This window comes from Streptomyces sp. NPDC056361, assembly GCF_042262805.1.
Lineage (GTDB): Bacteria > Actinomycetota > Actinomycetes > Streptomycetales > Streptomycetaceae > Streptomyces.
This window is the reverse complement of the sequence record NZ_JBHJQI010000148.1, coordinates 1-15,351: the sequence shown is the minus strand read 5'-3', so window position 1 is coordinate 15,351 and position 15,351 is coordinate 1. Positions and strand designations below refer to the sequence as shown.

Here is a 15,351-nt window from a genome sequence, read left to right as displayed (position 1 = left end):
GCAGAGTGCGCTGAGCATGGCGCTTACGCGGACGGGCTTACACGCACGGGCTTACGTGGATCGGGTGGATCGGGTGGAGCGGATGGAACGTACAGATCCGGAGAGAGCGGTGGAGGGCGGCGGCGCCAGCGGCGGCAAGGGCCTGCCGGCAGACGCCGGGCCCGGCGGTGGTCCTGCTGGGCGGGGCCTACTTCTGGTAGGCGGCGATCAGCTCGCGGACCTTGTCGTCACCGACGCACCCGGCGGGCGCGTTGAACTCGGCGGAGGCGGGGTGCCGGTGGGTGCTGGGCAGGCCGCCGTTGCGGCCGCGCTGGTGGGACCAGTAGCGCGGGCCCTGCCAGCCGCACAGCTCGCACTCCTGCCACCACGGGTTGTCGCTGCCGGGGAAGCCGGTGTACGGCTTCCAGCGGTGCAGCGCCAGGGCGGCCATGACCGTCTCCGCCGCTTCGGTGTTGCGGGGGCTCTGCGGCATCCGCGGGTGCAGCAGCGGCACCGGGCCGTCGAGCGCGGGCACGGCGGCCGTGACGTCGGCCAGGGTCATGGCCGTGATGCGACCGGCCGCGTACTCGGCGGCCACGTGCCCGGCCGCCGTCAGTGCGGCCGCCTTCGGGACGCCGCGGCGGCCCTTCTCCGGGCGGCCGAGGTTGTGCTCGCCCTCGCTGGTGAGGGTGAGCCAGTCGCGGTGCCAGCGGAAGACGGCGCCGATCACGGTGTCCGTGCCGATCAGGACGGGGTAGCGCTGCTCCCAGTCGGGCTCGCCGAGTCGGAACGCCAGGGTGGTGCTGGTCATGGTCGTGCTCCTTGCGTGTTGAGGTTGTTCGGTGTGCCCGGGCCCGCGGGCGGACGGGATTCCCGCCCTGTCCGCCCACGGGGGAGCCGGTCAGCTGGTGGTGTCGCCGAAGTGCGAGGGGTCGAAGGCGAGCTCGTCGGCGAAGAACACGTCCTGGAGGTTCTGGAACGCCTGCGCCTCGCGGTAGGCCCGCTTCGCCAGGAAGGCGGCTCGGCCGTGGCTGGTCGCCTCGACCGTCAGGAACTGGAGCGGGGACTGCGAGGCCAGCGCCGAGCGGGTGAAGTCGGTGCGCTGGAGCTCCCGCTCGATGTCGCAGTCGGCGGCGCGCTGCACGTCGAGCACGTCCCGCTCCCCCTCCCAGTTCTCCAGCCACTCCTTGCCGCTGTAGACGCCGTGGTCGTCGGCGATGACGTAGTAGGTGCCGGAGGTCTTGGCGAGATCCACGCGGTAATCCACGCGGTCCATGTCGGGGCCCATGAAGGGCCTCCTTCCGTTGAGGTTTCCCGGTGTGGGCCCGGAGGCCCTTGCCGATCCGGGGGGATTCCCGCCCCCCTTCTCGACGTACTAATACTCTCAAGTTTTGGGGTGGAGGTCAAGCCTGAAAGGGCAGGTCAGGGCGTGTTTCTCGACGATTTTCCGGGAGTTGAGACCTCGTCACGGCGAGCGGCTGGCCACCACGACACCCGCAGCGCTGGACAGCGATGCCGGGTCCGGCCACAGCGCGGCAGCGGCCCGCTCCCCCTCAGCCGCGACCGGCGGCGCGATCCCCTCACGCGCCCGCGTCCGCGACGGCGGGGGTACGGTCCGCACCCAACTCGTTCCGGAATGGCGGCAATCCGGGCAGTCACCCGGGCACCCCTCCCCCGCCGCCGGCCGCTTTTGCCCAGCCCCGAGCACCCGCAGCCGCCGACGCGGCCGGCCACGGAGGCTTACGGACGGTGGGCGCTCGCCCGGCCCCCACCCCGGGAACCGGCCGAGCCGGACGGAGGGTGCACGAGGCGCGTCGGCCGAGCCCGAGACCGAAGGGCACCCACCGGCCGGGCCGACGCTCCTCGAGCACCCGACCCCCAACGGGGTTCACCCGGGAACTCACCTCTTAAGAGGTGAGTTCGGCGCCCGGCCCCTCCGTCGGTCCCTGAACACGACGGGCCCGACGAGAGGGTTCTCGTCGGGCCCTGGGGTCGGTGCCGGTCAGTACAGCTGTACGCGGGTGAGGACGATCTGCGGTGGCTCGGCGTGGGCGACGATGACGTACTCGGCGACGCCGAGGGCCCCGTTCTGGCCGAGCGGCATACGCCGTTGCTCGGGCCACTTGGCCGACGCGGTGGCGCCGGGGACCTCGCCCCTCGTCGTGTTGATCAGGACGGTGGCGGCCACCACTGCGGCGAACACCTCGGCCGGGAGAGCCTCGTCCAGGAGGAGGCTGGTGACCTCCTCGGACAGCACGCACGGCCAGCCCTGCTCGTGCGAGTCACTCAACGAGACCGCCCGCCTCGCGCCGGTGGCGGACGACGTCGGCGACCGCGGTGATCGACAGTGTGCCGTCGATCGCGGCGGCGACCAGCCGGTCCCCCTCGGGGTCGGTGTCGAGCATCGCCTCGCACCACCAGTGGCGAAGGACGGCCTCGGCCTCCTCCGGCGCGGCCGCCAGGAGCTGCCGGTAGAACTCCGCCCGGCGCGGGCCGTCGAGCGCCTCCGCGATGCCGTTGGCGTTGCGCGGCACCCGCTCGGGCTCGTGGTGGTGGATCGGTTGTGCAGTCATCGCGCAGTGCCCCTTTCGGTATCCTTCGAGTCTGCCCTGTCCCTCGGGCGCGGGTCGACCCGCTGCCCCGGATCGGGGGCCTTGGTGAGCCTCATGTTCACCATCCTGCGGTCTCAGAAGTCCTGACCCATGGACTCGATCTTGCTGAACCTGCCGCGGAACCCGGCAGTCACAATGCCCGTACTTCCCTCTCGGTTCTTCGCAACGATCATGTCGATCTCGCCGGCGCGGTCACTCTCCGGCTCGTAGTAGTCCTCACGGTGCAGCAGGACGACCGCGTCGGCGGCCTGCTCGATCTCGCCGGACTCGCGCAGGTCGGACAGCTGCGGGACCTTGCTCTCGCGGCCGGTGGTCTGGCGGGAGAGCTGGGCGGCCGCGAAGACCGGGATGTCGAACTCCAACGCGATCTCCTTGAGGCCGCGGGCGATGGCGTCGACCTCGTTGGTGCGGTTGCCTCCCCGGCCCTGGAGGTCGGGCTTGACGATCTGGAGGTAGTCGATCGCGAGCGCGTGCGGCAGGCGGTCCTCGATCTGCCAGCGGCGCAGGGCAGAACGGACCTGGGGCACGGTGATGCCGCCGGGCGGAACGATGAGCCGCAGGGGTGCGGCGATGACCCGGCCGCGGACCTTGTCGTACTTCTTCCACTGCTCGTCGGTCAGGGCACGCTTACGGATGTCGTGCTGCGGGATCTCCGCCTCGGCAGCAATCAGGCGGTTCATGATCTGGCGGCGGGCCATCTCCAGCGAGACGAACGCGGCCGGGCGGCCGTGGACGACGGCGAGGTGGCGCATGAGGTCGAGCAGTGCCACCGACTTACCCATGCCGGGACGGCCCGCGAGGATCACCAGGTGGCCCGGGACGGTGCACAGCATCGACTGGAGGTCATCCCACGGCATGGGCAGGCCCGGGTCCTCCCCGGCGGCCTGATCGTCCTCCCAGTCCTCGACCAGCTCCTCCATGGACGCGTCCCACCCGGCAGGGTCCTTGCCCGTGTCGAAGGTGGCCTGGAGCGCCAACAGGCGGGCGGCGGAGGCCTCGATCACCTCGGCCGGGTCCGCGTCCTGGGCGTATCCCATCGCGGTCACCTGCGTACCGGCCTCGATCGCCTGCCGCAGCTTCCACTTGGTGCGGACGATCTCGGCGTAGTACGAGGCGTTCGCCGCCGTCGGCACGGCCTGCACCAGGGTGTGCAGGTAGGACGCGCCGCCGATCTTCGCGATCTCGCCGCGCTTGGTGAGCTCCTCCCCCAGTGTGATCGGGTCGGCGGGCTCGCCCTTGCCGTACACGTCGACGATGGCGCGGAAGATCGTCTCGTGGGCGGGCTTGTAGAACTCGTGGCCCTTGAGGATCTCCACCACCTCGGTGATGGCGGTCTTGGAGAGCAGCATCCCGCCGAGGACGGACTGCTCGGCGTCCCGGTCCTGCGGCGGGATCCGCTCGAAGTCGCTAGCAGCCGCCCGGAACGTGTCGGGAACTTCGCCGCCACGGCCCTGAGCAGGCAACATCGCGGGATCGCCCTCGAACAGGTCGCCTTCGCCGGCGGGGGGCTGAGGTGTCATGCTGGTCATCAGATCTCTTCTCTCAAACGGGTTGGGATCAGCACGGCGGCCGGTTTCTTCGCGGGAGCACGGCCGCCGTGACGTTTTCAGGGGCGGGTCAGACTGCGACAGGCTGCCGCACACCACCCGGGTGGCACTCCGGGCACTTCACCAGACGGCCGTTCTGCCGACGGAACCGCTCGGCAACGATCTCCGGCGGCGTGCCGTCGTTGCAGTCCCCGCACCACTCCGGAACGGCGGGCCGCTGGCCGGGCACCTTCGTGCCGCGCGGCGCCGGGCACTCCGGGTGCGTCTTGGCCCGGCCCAGGTCCAGGTAGTTGCGGCTGACCATGAACGGCACCACCGACTGCGTCAGCCACTCCGGGGAGTCCTCCGCCTCGATGGCCTCAGCCGCGTCCAGGGCGAGGCTGTCGAGCTGACGCCGGCTGGGCCGGGTACCGCGCTCGGCCTTCCACAGGTTCGAGAACTCAGCAGCAACAGCGGCGGCGGCGATGGCGAGCTCGTCGCCATCGGCGGCGCCCGGCGCCGTCGTGGTCTTGGTCGGCGAAGCCGGAGTCTCTCTCTCCTCGACCGTCTCCTCAACCACATCACCGGGTACCGCTGGGGCGTCCGTGACAGGAGAGAGAGAAGACCTAATAGGAGTCTGAATACCCCCCTCGTTTCCGCTGGTCAGCGGCTTGCCGCCGCTCGATTTCTGCGCTCGACCGCTCGATTTCTGCGCTCGACCGCTCGATCCCTGCGGTGTGCTGCTCGAAATCGAGCGGACGAAACCACCTGCGGTTTCATCGGCGGGGGTCTCAGTGGTCTCGGATTCCTCCAGGTCAGTACGTCCGCTCATTTTTGAGCGGACGACACCCTCAGGGGTCCTGGTGTGGGTCGGCGGAGTGATCCAGTTCTCCCGCCAGTCGGGCCGGTACGCGTCGAGCTTCTGCCACGTGTTCGCCCAGCCGACGTGTACGTCCGGGGGGAGGTCGTGGACCTTGTAGCGGCGGGAGACGTTCTGGATGCCGCCCTTGCCGGTGGAGGTGACGATGCGCTCGCCGTCCGGGTTCGAGACCAGATTCGCCTTCTCCAGGCGCTTGAGCGCCGCCCGCACGGTCGACTCGCCGACCTCCTTCCCCTCCTCCTCGGTCAGCAGCCAGCACAGCTCGTCGATCGACATCCGGCGCAGGCCGTGCGGACTCGACGTGAACATGGCCCGGAACATCATGTAGAGGCGGAAGTCGGTGGGCTTCATCTCCGGGAGGTGGAGCACCCAGTGCCGGACTACCGCAGGCGACCAGTAGTCGGTGATGTCGCCCTCGAACTCGAACTCCTCGCCGACGGGCGGACGGCGGGTGGGGCGCCGGCGGGTCACAGGATCACCGCCGGAGCGGAGGGAATCGGTGCCGCGACGCTGAGTGTCGCGGGCGGAACGTAGAACATGCTGAGAGGTCTCCCCTGGAAGGTTTGGGGAGCCGCAGACCGGCAAGTTGACGGAAACGAGACGTGCTGACCGGTCTACGCTGCTGCGTGATGACCGTTGCGCGCTCTATCCTGGGAGTGGTGACCTCGGGCCTGGCAGGGCTCGGGCCCCGGCGTCATCGCCGACCTACGACTCGGGCACTGAGTCGATTGCTGAATGAGATGGCCGCCCTGGCAGGGGCGGCCATCGCCATTTCACGGGTCCCGCGCGGTTCGCGGCGCCTTCGCCGAGCGGTCGACGCCGCCGGGGCTGGTGTACGGAAGGTGCCATCCTGCGATCTTGCATCGCTTTCGCCCCGATGCTGAACGCATTTTCGAGCAAGCCCCAGCGGTGTGGGCGTTGGGATGCCCCTTGACCAGCTTGGTAGCTCGGGGTCTGGCAGTTGCGACGGTCACGGCGTGGTGCCTTCCTGGTTCCGTTGGTTTCACCGCTGTTGCGGCTACTCGGATCAGCGCGGCACCGACCACCACAATCGGGGACCGCAGCTTGCAGAGTCCCTGTGGCCCTCTGCATTCCTGCGCATTCTGCACCGTCGGGAGCTGCATAGGTGTCAGGCCCCCCTGGCCGGAGTGTCGGTGAGGGCTCGCCGCGCCTGCGTGGCGTATGCGAGCGCGCATCCAAGCCGGGTGTAGACCTCGGCGGCGCCGGTCGCGGTGTACGCGGCGGTCGCCTCTGCTGCGGCGCGGGCCAGGAGATCGGCACAGTCCTGCCGGAGGGTCGCAGCGATGCTGTGCCCTTGCAGCGCCCTCGCGATGTCGTCTACCTCGGCGTCCTCCGCCACCGGGCCTGGGCCGTAGGCGCCGACGGCGGAGGGCAGCCATCCATCTGCGATGAGCGCCGAACGCAGCTCCGTGACGATCTCGGCGGCGGACATGCGCTCGGGGCTCATCGGACTTCCTTTCGAGGAGGTGCCTCGGGCGGCCGTGCCCGGAGCACCACGGCGGCTCTAGACCAGGGGGGCCGCGTAGCGCAGCTTCCAGCCGGGGCCCAGGACGTGCTGCGTAACCTCGACGACCCGGCCGCCGGCGGTGCTGCCCACGTGGTTGATCGTCATGACCGCCGAACCGGTGGGCAGACCAAGGGAGCTGGCCTCCTCGTCGGTCGCGGTGCGTAGCTCGATGTCCTCGGTGGCCTCCGCGCCCTGGTCGAACCCGGCTTCGCGCATGCGGCTGATGATGCCGCCGACACCCGTGTCCTCCTGGGCGATGCCCGCCGCATCGGCGACATCGGAGGGGACGTAGGTGTTCACCAGCTGAATCAGGCGCTCGCCGTCGTACATCTTTCGGGCACGGACGACGACGTCGCCTTCGGTGCCGAGCAGCGCGGCGACGTCCGAAGGGGCCACCTCTCGGCGAACCTCGACCTCGGTCCGAGGGGCGCCGCCGCTGCGACGGAGCTCCGCGTCGTAGGCCCCTCGCGCACCGTTCTCCTCGCGCTGGTCCGCCCGGTAGCGGGTCCGGGCGTCCCGGAGGATGATCCCGTCGTTGCCGATCGTGTTGCTTGCCATGTGCTGCATGCTCCCTTGGTTTGAGCTGGGGCCAGGGTGAGGACCCAGCAAGGTTGTTGTGCCTACGAACCGATGACCCACTCGTACGCGAGCTTCCACTTCGTCCGAGGCATGACGTGCAGGCTCAGTTCGACGATTCGCCCGTCCGCACTGAGGCCCTTGTGGGTGATCTCCAGAACGGCCTGTCCGGCGGGGATGTTCAGCGCTGCGGCCTCCTCTTCCGAGGGGGGACGCACCTCGATCTCCTCGCGGAGACGAACCTGGGCGTATCCGGCTTCGGCCAGCCGCGACTTGCTCCCGCCAGGGCCGGTGTTCTGCTCTTCCAGAGACGGGCAGTGGTCGGCGACGTCCGGCGGGAACCACGAGGTCGCGAGCTGAACTACCTCGCTCACGTCCTCGTTCCCGGGGAGCGTGACCGGCATGATCCGCTCGCGCTTTAGGGCCTTGGTCGCGTGGTGCAGGCCGAGAAGGTCGGCCACGCGCTTCGGAGGTCGTTCTCGGGCGATCACCGTCGGAAGGGGCTTGTAGACCAGGCCCAACCGTCGGATCTCCGCGTCGAACGCGCCGACAGCGCCGCCTTCGGAACGCATGCTCGGGAGGTACCGGCTGGTGCTGTCTCGCAGCACCTTGCTCAGCACGAGACTGACGTAGGTTCCCTTGCCGCGCCGGGTGAAGATGAGGCCCTGGTCCTCCAGTAGCCCGTAGACCTCCCGCGCGGTCTGATATGCGATGCCCTCGGCGGCCTGCAACTCGGGCACGCTCGGCAGTGGCGAGCCAGGCGCGTAGACGCCGCGCTCGATCTTCGCCGCGATGCCGGCGGCGATACGCGGCACCTTTCCGGGTTCCTTCGGCATGTCTCCCTCTCCCCAATCTCGCGATCTCCGTATGGGACTCCCTCCCATCGACGGGCCCAGCATGACATGTCTAGTTGTCTTCCGAAAGCTGGAGCCCGACGCGGCTTTCATTGCGCCATAAAAGTGCAGGTCAGTGGGCCGCGAGAAAGACACTTAACTAGACAGGTTGACACTGCGTCGGAGGGGTGCGTTAATCGACCTGTCCAACCGCCTAACTAGTCAAGTCAAGGCGGATGGGCATGGAGATAGCTGTGCCCTGTCGGTCTCGGTGAACTCGTCCTTTGGGCGGGGTGACGGGTGGCCGGTTGTTCCTTGAGAACTCCACAGAGTGACTGAATTTCGGGCCGCGGCGCCCCTGCCGTCATTACGACGAGATGACCCTCTCACCTGCGGATTTGCGTGGGTGAGGTCTTGAGCGGGGGGCTGGCCGCACGGCAGCCCGAGAGCGGATCTGAGTAGGGCCCCAGGGGTTGGGGCCGAGGGTGCAACACCCCATCCGCTTACTGCGCCGACCCTCCCCGGGTACGGCGCGACCCCCGACACGGCGCTGGAACGCCATATGTGCCGGGGGTCAGCACGGACCAAGCGATCTCACAAGGAGCTGATCCGCATGACCATCATGCCGTCTGACCTGCCGCTCAACGCAACCGGTATCACCGAGGACGTCCAGGACGCGGTCGCCGACGCCTTCCCGCTGTTCGAGTCCGTCCAGAAGCTGGCCCGCCTCGGCGTCAGCGTCGAGTTCTCCGTCGCCCCCTCCACGATCATCGCCACGATCACCGTCACCTCGACCGCCACGAGCGTGCTGCCCGCGCTGCTCGCCGAGATCGACGACGCCCGGCCGATCCGGCTCGCCGCCGGCGGGCTCGCGGTCCTGGGCTCGATGTGCCAGGGCACGGTGACCCTGCGAGTGCTGATCCCGCAGGGCTGGGTGACCGCCGAGGAGCTGGCGGTGCTGATCGGCACCGCCGACGCCGACCCCTCCGACCTGCTGTGACCGACGCGGAGCGCGAGGCCATGCACTCCAACCTCGCGAAGAAGAACGAGCAGTCCAGGACGCAGTCCGGCAAGAACGGGTTCGTCGCCCCGGCCTGGGGCGGAGAGGTGGTCACCGTATGAAGGCCCTGCTCAACACGCCGAAGCGCGTTGCCCGGCGGTTCCACGCGAACCACGGACCGATGGCCAGCTGGACCGCGGAGGAGTTCGACCTCCTCCTGGAGCTGCTGGCCATCGCCTGGCGCAGGCCGGTTCCCCGACTCCGGCTCCGCCTGCGGCGCTACCAGCTCCGCCTCCGACTGCTGATGTGGACGGCGGCCGCGCTGCCGGTCGCGGTTCTGGGCTCGCTGCTGTGGACCTTGTTCAACAGGGTCTCGCCGCAGCTGGAGAGCATCACGGACCGCGTGGACGACCGATGCACCGACATCGAGAACGCGTGCACCCGGGCCGGTGACCGGGCCTTCGTCGACGGCGTCGGCGAGGCCTGCAACCGCTTTGTGGACCGGTTCGACCGACTGACCGACCGCCTCGTCAGGGGCTGACGGACCGCACATCAGGTGGCCGCCGGGAGGCGGCCACCCGCACGAGAGGAGGAGGCGTGGCGGCCCGAACAGCCACCCGCAAGTCGAACCCCCGGAAGGCGACGGCCCGTAAGCCGCCGGCCGTGACCCCGTCGCCGCGACGTTCCCCCGACGCGGCGACCGTACCGCCCAGCCCGGAGGTCCTTGAGGAGACGGACACCCGGGCCGCAGACCTTCGTGACCGGTCCGCCGACGTCCTTGAGGGCGCCCGGTGGGCCGGTGCGGAGGAAGCCGCGGAGCTGATCCGCGAAGCCGAAGTCCGCGTCGTGCAGATCCGCCGTACGGCGGCCGCCGACGCGCGGCGGCTGCTGACCGAGGTGACCGAGGAGGCGGCGGAGCGACTTCGCCGCGCCGAGTCGGAGGCCGACGGGATCCGCGAACAGGCGCACGACGACCGGCGGATCCTCCTCGACGCCGCCCGCAATGAAGCCCAGCGGGAGACCGAGGCGGCCATCGCGGCCGCCGGGGTTCAGGCGGACGAGCTGCTCGCCGAAGCGGAAAGCCGAGTCGGCAACGTGCTCGCCGAGGCGGAGGAGCGCGCCACCGCGCTGGTGGAGATGCGCCGTGTCGCCGCCGAGGCCGCATACGGCAAGGCGTACGAGGAAGCCGGGAGCGTCCTCGCGGACGCCCACCAGAAGGCGGGTGAGATCACCGCCGCCCGGGCCTCGCTCGACGCGGAACTTGACCTGACCCGCCGCCGGGAGCTGCTCGTCCTGGACGAGCAGCTGGCCGAGCGGCGCAAGGAGATCGAGGCCACGCTCACGCAGGTCCGGGCGGAGTGCGACCAGGCCCGGCGCGAGCTCGACGACCAGTTCCGCAAACTCGGCGAGCAGCACCATCTGGAGCGCAAGGCGCAGAAGGACCGGCTCGCCGAGGAACTGGCGGAGATGCGGGCGAACGGCGAGGACGCAGCCCGGAGTCGAGCCAGGGAGATCATCGCCTCGGCCGAGCGCGATAAGTCGGACCTGGTCCACGAGGCGAACGCCGCGCTGGCCAGGGCCCGGCAGCACGAGGCCGACGCGGAGCAGTACCTCGAAAAGGCCCAGGCGTCGGCTCGCCGGACGTCGAAGGTCAAGGGTTTCACCGGCAGGCTGTGGAAGGCCGCCCCCTGGGTCGCGCTCGCCGCCGGCGTAGGACTCGCCGCCAGCGGTGAGTTCCAACTCGCCAAGCTGGTCGGCTTCCACGAGTACGTCGCGCCGCTGTTCCCGCTCTCCGTCGACGTCTACGCGATCGTCGCCTTCAAGAAGAAGCGCGATGTCCGCCCCGCGCTGTCGATCATGGCGGCGTCCAACTTGGCGTACCACCTGGCCGAGCGGGGCGGAGTCCACGACCCGGCGAACCCGTACGGCGGCACGATCGTCCTCGGGCTCACCGCCCTCGTCGTGATCACGTTCGTCGTCATCATCTGGCGGGTGCACGTCCTGCTGGAGGGCGACCACGCCGAGCCGGTAGCGGACTCGCCGGACACCGGTACCGCGAGCGACACGGCGACCGGTAGCCCGAGCGGTACCGCTACCGGTACCGGTGGCGGTAGCCAGAGCGGTAACCGGCCTCCTACCGGTACCGGTAACCCGCGTCCTACCGGTACCGGTAACTCGACCGGTAGCCGCCCTCCTACCGGTACCGGTAACCCGAGCGGTACCGGTACCGGTAACCCGCCCGGTAAGGGCGGCGGTAAGCCGGGCGCCAAGGGCGGCGGTAAGCCGGGCGGTAAGCCGGGCGGTAAGCGACCCGGTAACCCGCCCACAGCCGAGGAGCGCCAAGCGGTCCGGGACCGGGCCGCCGAGATCCTCAAGAGCGGTGAAGTGCCCTCACCTACCGCTCTCGCCGCCGAGTTCGGCGGCCTCGACCCCGAGTGGGTCCGCAACCAGATCCGAGCCGTCCGCGCCTGACGCGTACGGCGAGTACGACCGCGGGCGGGCCTGCCGGGCCCGCCCGCCCTCTTCCCCCGATCCGCGCACACCGCGAGAGGACCCTCATGAGCGCCGCGAACGACCGTTGGACCCCTGACCACATGAGGTCGCCCGCGAACCGGGCGATCCACCTGGACCACCGCCGGGCGCAGCTCCAGCCGCTCGCCGACGACCTGCGCCGGATCGCGCGGGAGATGGAGGCCGTCCTCAAGGAGGAGGGCCGCATCGAGGGCGACTTCCCCGGCCAGCCCTGGCTGCGCGCCAAGCACGTCGTCAAGCCGCTGTCCGACGCCGCCGACAGCCTGGAGAAGGTCCTGCCGGCCCTGAACGCCTTCAACGCGCGCTACCAGCACTCCTACGAGGAGCTGCCGGACCGGCGGGAGGCCAAGCGCCAGAAGAAGGCCCTGGCCAAGCAGCCGCAGCAGCAGGCCATCGAGCCCTCCGGGGCCGGTGAGGGCACCGTTCCCGCCCAGGCGGGCGGCTTCGACGACGTCCTCGACAGCCTGCGCAGGGGAGCCTGAGCCCGTGGCCGCACAGTCCAAGGCCGAGCGCAGGGCGATCAACCAGCGCGCCTTCTTCGAGAAGCGGCAGGCCGACCGGGCCGCGCGTGGCCCGCGCGGCCTGGCCGAGTCGTGGGTCGAGCGGGCCTACACCGTCGCCGCCGACCGCGAGAAGCGCGGCGATCCGGAGGCGTGGAACGACCTCTCCCGCACGATCGCCACCTGGGTCGACCGCTACACGACGTGACCAGACTCGGGGCACCCGGGTCAATCAATCCACCGTTCAAGCCAGGCTGTGACCGCCTCGCGCACGCATAATGCGCCCGCCCGGGCCCGCGCCCGCGAGCGCCCGCGCGCGCGTACGCGAGGCGGTCACGTTCTGTCAACCCTTTTCGGGAGAGTCATGAGCACCAGCAACGGAAGCGGAGCCGGTGGCGGGGGCACGGTCCTGCCATTCCGTCCGCCCGCCGGCGGCCCTCCGCCGCCGCCCCCTCCTCCGCCGCCGGGGCCTCCGCCCCCGCCACCGCCGCCCGGTCCGCCGCCCACCCCGGCCCCGCCGCCCTCGCCGCCCGCGGCCACACCGGCGACATCGGTGACCCCTGCCCCCGCGTTCCCTGCCCCGCCGGCGGTTCCCGCTCCTCCGCCGCTGACCGTTCCGGCCCCGGCCGTACCGCCCCCGCCGGTCCCGTCGTTGCCCTCCGCCTCCGCCTCCGCCGCCGTCCCGGCCGCGCTGGCGTCGAGCGGCGGCGCAGGCCGGGAAGGGGCGCGGGCCGGAATGCTGGTCGCCCTCGGGGTCGCGGTCGCCACCCTGCGCGGGATGCACCAGTGGCTCGACGACCGGCGACAGAAGTTCGCGGATTTGGCGCCCGTCCGGCAGGCCGCCGTCAAGGCGAAGGCCGAGAAGACCAGGGCGCGGGCGGAACACGACGCGGCCCTCCAGAAGATCTACGACGCCACCGCGCAGACCCAGGCCAAGGCCCGCTCCGGCTCCGCCGAGACGGGCAGCGGCGGCAAGGGCACCGGAGGCAAGTCCGGCTCCGGCACCTTCGGCGGCTCCGGGTCCAAGGGCACCAGCCCCTCGAAGGGCACCGGCTCCGGGGGGAAGGGCCCGGCGACCTCCAGCCCGTCCGGCGGGCTGCCGAAGAAGCCCGGCGGCAAGACGCCTGACGCCGCGAAGGGCAGCGGCGGCACACCGCCGAAGCCGTCGGCGACCGGCCCGAAGTCGCCGCCGACCGGCCCGAAGGGGCCCGGCGGCAAAGGGGCGGAGGGGAAGGGCTCGGGCGGCGACAAGCCGTCCAAGGGGGTCAAGTCCCCCAAGGACGGCCGGTCGCCCGGCTCCGGCAACTCCACTCCGGCCCTGGAGCGGGCCCGCGGCCGCCAGGAGCGGGCAGCGGCCCGTCAGGGCGCCAAGGCCCAGCGGCGCGAGCAGCGCCAGGCCGCCCGCCTGGAGGACCGGGCGAAGGACAAGGACGCGGCCCGCACCCGCAAGAGCGGGTCGCAGGACGCCGTCCGGGACGCGAAGGACAAGGTCCGCACCGCGCGGATCGAGGCCAAGGGCGCCCGGAAGGCCGCCGCCCGCGAAGCGAAGGACGACGCCAGGAGAAAGGCCCGGGAGACCCGGGCGGAGGCCAAGCGGACCAGGAAGGAGGCCGCGGCCGCCGCCGCTCCCGAGCGGACCACCCTGGCGGAGGCCACCGCCGAGGAGGCCGGGCGCCGGCTCAAGAAGCGGCGCGAGGACCTGGCCCCGCCGGTCATCAGCAAGACCAAGAAGCCGGAGAAGGGCACGGACGGTGCCGACTCGGGGGCGGCGGCGACCGGAGCCACCGGTCCGAAGGTGAGCCTCACGAAGAAGCCGAAGCCGCCGCCGGCGCCGGGCAGTACCGCCCCGGCCGGGGCCACCGGCCCGAAGGTGAACCTCACGAAGAAGCCGAAGGCCTCGGCCGGGACCGGCCGCCCGAAGGTGAACCTCACGAAGAAGCCGAAGGCGCCGACCGGGGCCAGCGGCCCGAAGGTGAGCCTGAAGCGCCGTACGCCGAAGCGGCCCCGCTCCAAGCCGGTCCCGCCCTCCCCGCCGGGGTCCGCGGGCACCGTGCCGCCCCGGCCCACCAAGCCCCCGAAGGCGCCGAAGCCCCCGAAGGCGCCGAAGGGGTGGTGGGGCAAGAAGAAGAAGGAGGCCAAGCCGCCGCCCGGCCCGACCGGCTCCCGGCCCGGGTCGCGCTCACGCAGCACCCGCAGCCAGCAGCCCCCGCCCCCGCAGGCGCCGAAGGCGGACGGTGCGTGGCTGCGGCCGCCGCCCGGGATGACCGCCACGTACTCCGTGAAGCTCGAACGGCTCGATCAGGAGCCCAAGCCGAAGCCCAAGCCGAAGGCGTTGGGGCTTCCCGGCCCGTGCTTCCCGGGGGGATCAGGAGGACCCGCAGCACCGCCCCCGCCGTCCGGCGGGGTGCCAGGACCACGGAAAGGGGCGCCGCCCATGGGATCGCCTGCGCCTGTACGGGATACCCAGTTCACCGACTCCGACCTGACGGTCTACGACGTCATCGAGGCGGACCAGGACCAGGCCGAGGAAATCATGGCGGGCGCGGACCACGCCCTGCTCGTCGCCGACCGGTGCGACCGCCTGGCCGGTGCGATCGAGGAGATGCGCGCCGAACTCATCGCCAAGAGCGTGCCCGGCGTTTTTGTTGGCTGGTGCACCCGGCTGATCGAGCGGGCCGGGGTCGTGGCGTCCAAGGCGGAGGCGGTCGCCGGGGGTCTGCCCCGGGCCGCCGAGGCCATCGCCCACGCCGGGCAGCTCGCCGCCCAGTTCGACAAGCCCGCCGCCGACAAGGTCCGCGACATGGGCCACACCGCACCCGCCGACGCCTCGTACCACAAGGAGTAGCCATGGGCATGGATCTCGCCCGCATCGGGTCGAAGGTCGTCGAGCTGGTCTCCGACGGCATCACGTACACGGTCGCCACCGCGAAGCTGGGCATGGCCTCGCTCGCCATGCTCGCGCTGAGCGAGGCGGTGCGCGGCGCGTACAACTACGTCGAGGACTGCGCCAAGGCGGTGGACACGCTCGCCGACACCGCCTCCACCCTGTGGGTCGAGGGCGCGGTGGTGGACGCCCACCGCGACGCGGCCGCCGTGATGCGCGGCGTCCTCGCGGACGCGGAGTCGCTCGCCAACGAGGCCGAGGAGATGGCCGCGGATTTCAAGTCGGCCAAGGAGGGCCACGAGGCCGACTACGGGCCCGTGGCCGAGCTGATGGCGGGCAAAGAGACCGACCGCACGTACTACAGCAACCGCTGACAGCCCCTTCCCCCTGCGGGGGGGGGGGGGGGCCCCCCCGGCCCGCCCCCCCCCCCCCCGGGGGGGGGGGCGCCGACGGGGGCGCGCGGGGGCGGCCCCGGGCGGCCCGGGGGGGGGTGAACAAAAA

At 71.3% G+C, this 15,351-nt stretch carries 17 protein-coding genes; 8 read left to right on the top strand and 9 right to left on the bottom strand.

All coding sequences use genetic code 11. The features are described 5' to 3' along the window. Positions 1-187 precede the first annotated feature (187 nt). The 9 genes from ACFCY7_RS33405 to ACFCY7_RS33365 all read right to left on the bottom strand — a co-directional run bounded on the left by ACFCY7_RS33405 (position 188) and on the right by ACFCY7_RS33365 (position 7,937). Entirely contained in the window at positions 188-790 is a 603-nt protein-coding gene (locus ACFCY7_RS33405) for a hypothetical protein (RefSeq protein WP_376489821.1), read from the bottom strand. A gap of 90 nt (positions 791-880) precedes the next feature. Beyond that, positions 881-1,267 (bottom strand): hypothetical protein, encoded by a 387-nt coding sequence (locus ACFCY7_RS33400; protein ID WP_376489820.1) that lies wholly within the window; start codon positions 1,265-1,267, stop codon positions 881-883. A gap of 714 nt (positions 1,268-1,981) precedes the next feature. Beyond that, a complete protein-coding gene (locus tag ACFCY7_RS33395) occupies positions 1,982-2,269 on the bottom strand; it encodes a hypothetical protein (protein ID WP_376489819.1) in 288 nt (95 codons plus the stop codon). After that, entirely contained in the window at positions 2,262-2,552 is a 291-nt protein-coding gene (locus ACFCY7_RS33390) for a hypothetical protein (RefSeq protein ID WP_376489818.1), read from the bottom strand. Before ACFCY7_RS33390 ends, ACFCY7_RS33395 begins: the two co-directional genes overlap by 8 nt. A gap of 113 nt (positions 2,553-2,665) precedes the next feature. Beyond that, positions 2,666-4,111: a replicative DNA helicase gene (locus ACFCY7_RS33385; protein WP_376489817.1), complete on the bottom strand. Its 1,446-nt coding sequence runs from the start codon at positions 4,109-4,111 to the stop codon at positions 2,666-2,668. Positions 4,112-4,208: 97 nt separating this feature from the next. Beyond that, on the bottom strand, positions 4,209-5,348 hold the full coding sequence (locus ACFCY7_RS33380; RefSeq protein ID WP_376489816.1) for a hypothetical protein: 1,140 nt from the start codon (positions 5,346-5,348) through the stop codon (positions 4,209-4,211). Positions 5,349-6,126: 778 nt separating this feature from the next. After that, the gene (locus tag ACFCY7_RS33375) at positions 6,127-6,465 is read right to left on the bottom strand and encodes a hypothetical protein (RefSeq protein WP_376489815.1); all 339 of its coding nucleotides are present in this window, start codon (positions 6,463-6,465) and stop codon (positions 6,127-6,129) included. A gap of 57 nt (positions 6,466-6,522) precedes the next feature. Further along, a complete protein-coding gene (locus ACFCY7_RS33370) occupies positions 6,523-7,083 on the bottom strand; it encodes a UTRA domain-containing protein (RefSeq protein WP_376489814.1) in 561 nt (186 codons plus the stop codon). A 62-nt stretch (positions 7,084-7,145) separates the two neighbouring features. Next, entirely contained in the window at positions 7,146-7,937 is a 792-nt protein-coding gene (locus tag ACFCY7_RS33365) for a GntR family transcriptional regulator (protein WP_376489813.1), read from the bottom strand. A gap of 610 nt (positions 7,938-8,547) precedes the next feature. Between ACFCY7_RS33365 and ACFCY7_RS33360 the strand changes: the two genes are divergently transcribed. The 8 genes from ACFCY7_RS33360 to ACFCY7_RS33325 all read left to right on the top strand — a co-directional run bounded on the left by ACFCY7_RS33360 (position 8,548) and on the right by ACFCY7_RS33325 (position 15,224). Continuing rightward, entirely contained in the window at positions 8,548-8,934 is a 387-nt protein-coding gene (locus ACFCY7_RS33360) for a hypothetical protein (protein WP_376489812.1), read from the top strand. Then, positions 8,931-9,056, top strand: a complete 126-nt coding sequence (locus ACFCY7_RS33355) for a hypothetical protein (RefSeq protein ID WP_376489811.1) — start codon at positions 8,931-8,933, stop codon at positions 9,054-9,056. The genes ACFCY7_RS33360 and ACFCY7_RS33355 overlap by 4 nt, the downstream gene beginning before the upstream one ends. Continuing rightward, entirely contained in the window at positions 9,053-9,475 is a 423-nt protein-coding gene (locus tag ACFCY7_RS33350; RefSeq protein WP_376489810.1) for a hypothetical protein, read from the top strand. Before ACFCY7_RS33355 ends, ACFCY7_RS33350 begins: the two co-directional genes overlap by 4 nt. Before the next feature lie 56 nt (positions 9,476-9,531). Further along, complete coding sequence (locus ACFCY7_RS33345; protein ID WP_376489809.1) at positions 9,532-11,406, top strand: hypothetical protein; 1,875 nt, start codon at positions 9,532-9,534, stop codon at positions 11,404-11,406. A gap of 122 nt (positions 11,407-11,528) precedes the next feature. Beyond that, positions 11,529-11,948: a hypothetical protein gene (locus ACFCY7_RS33340; RefSeq protein WP_376489808.1), complete on the top strand. Its 420-nt coding sequence runs from the start codon at positions 11,529-11,531 to the stop codon at positions 11,946-11,948. A gap of 4 nt (positions 11,949-11,952) precedes the next feature. After that, positions 11,953-12,174 (top strand): hypothetical protein, encoded by a 222-nt coding sequence (locus ACFCY7_RS33335; protein ID WP_376489807.1) that lies wholly within the window; start codon positions 11,953-11,955, stop codon positions 12,172-12,174. A 444-nt stretch (positions 12,175-12,618) separates the two neighbouring features. Further along, positions 12,619-14,811: a hypothetical protein gene (locus ACFCY7_RS33330; RefSeq protein WP_376489806.1), complete on the top strand. Its 2,193-nt coding sequence runs from the start codon at positions 12,619-12,621 to the stop codon at positions 14,809-14,811. A gap of 2 nt (positions 14,812-14,813) precedes the next feature. After that, positions 14,814-15,224, top strand: coding sequence for a hypothetical protein (locus tag ACFCY7_RS33325; protein WP_376489805.1), 411 nt, complete (start codon positions 14,814-14,816; stop codon positions 15,222-15,224). Positions 15,225-15,351: the final 127 nt, after the last annotated feature.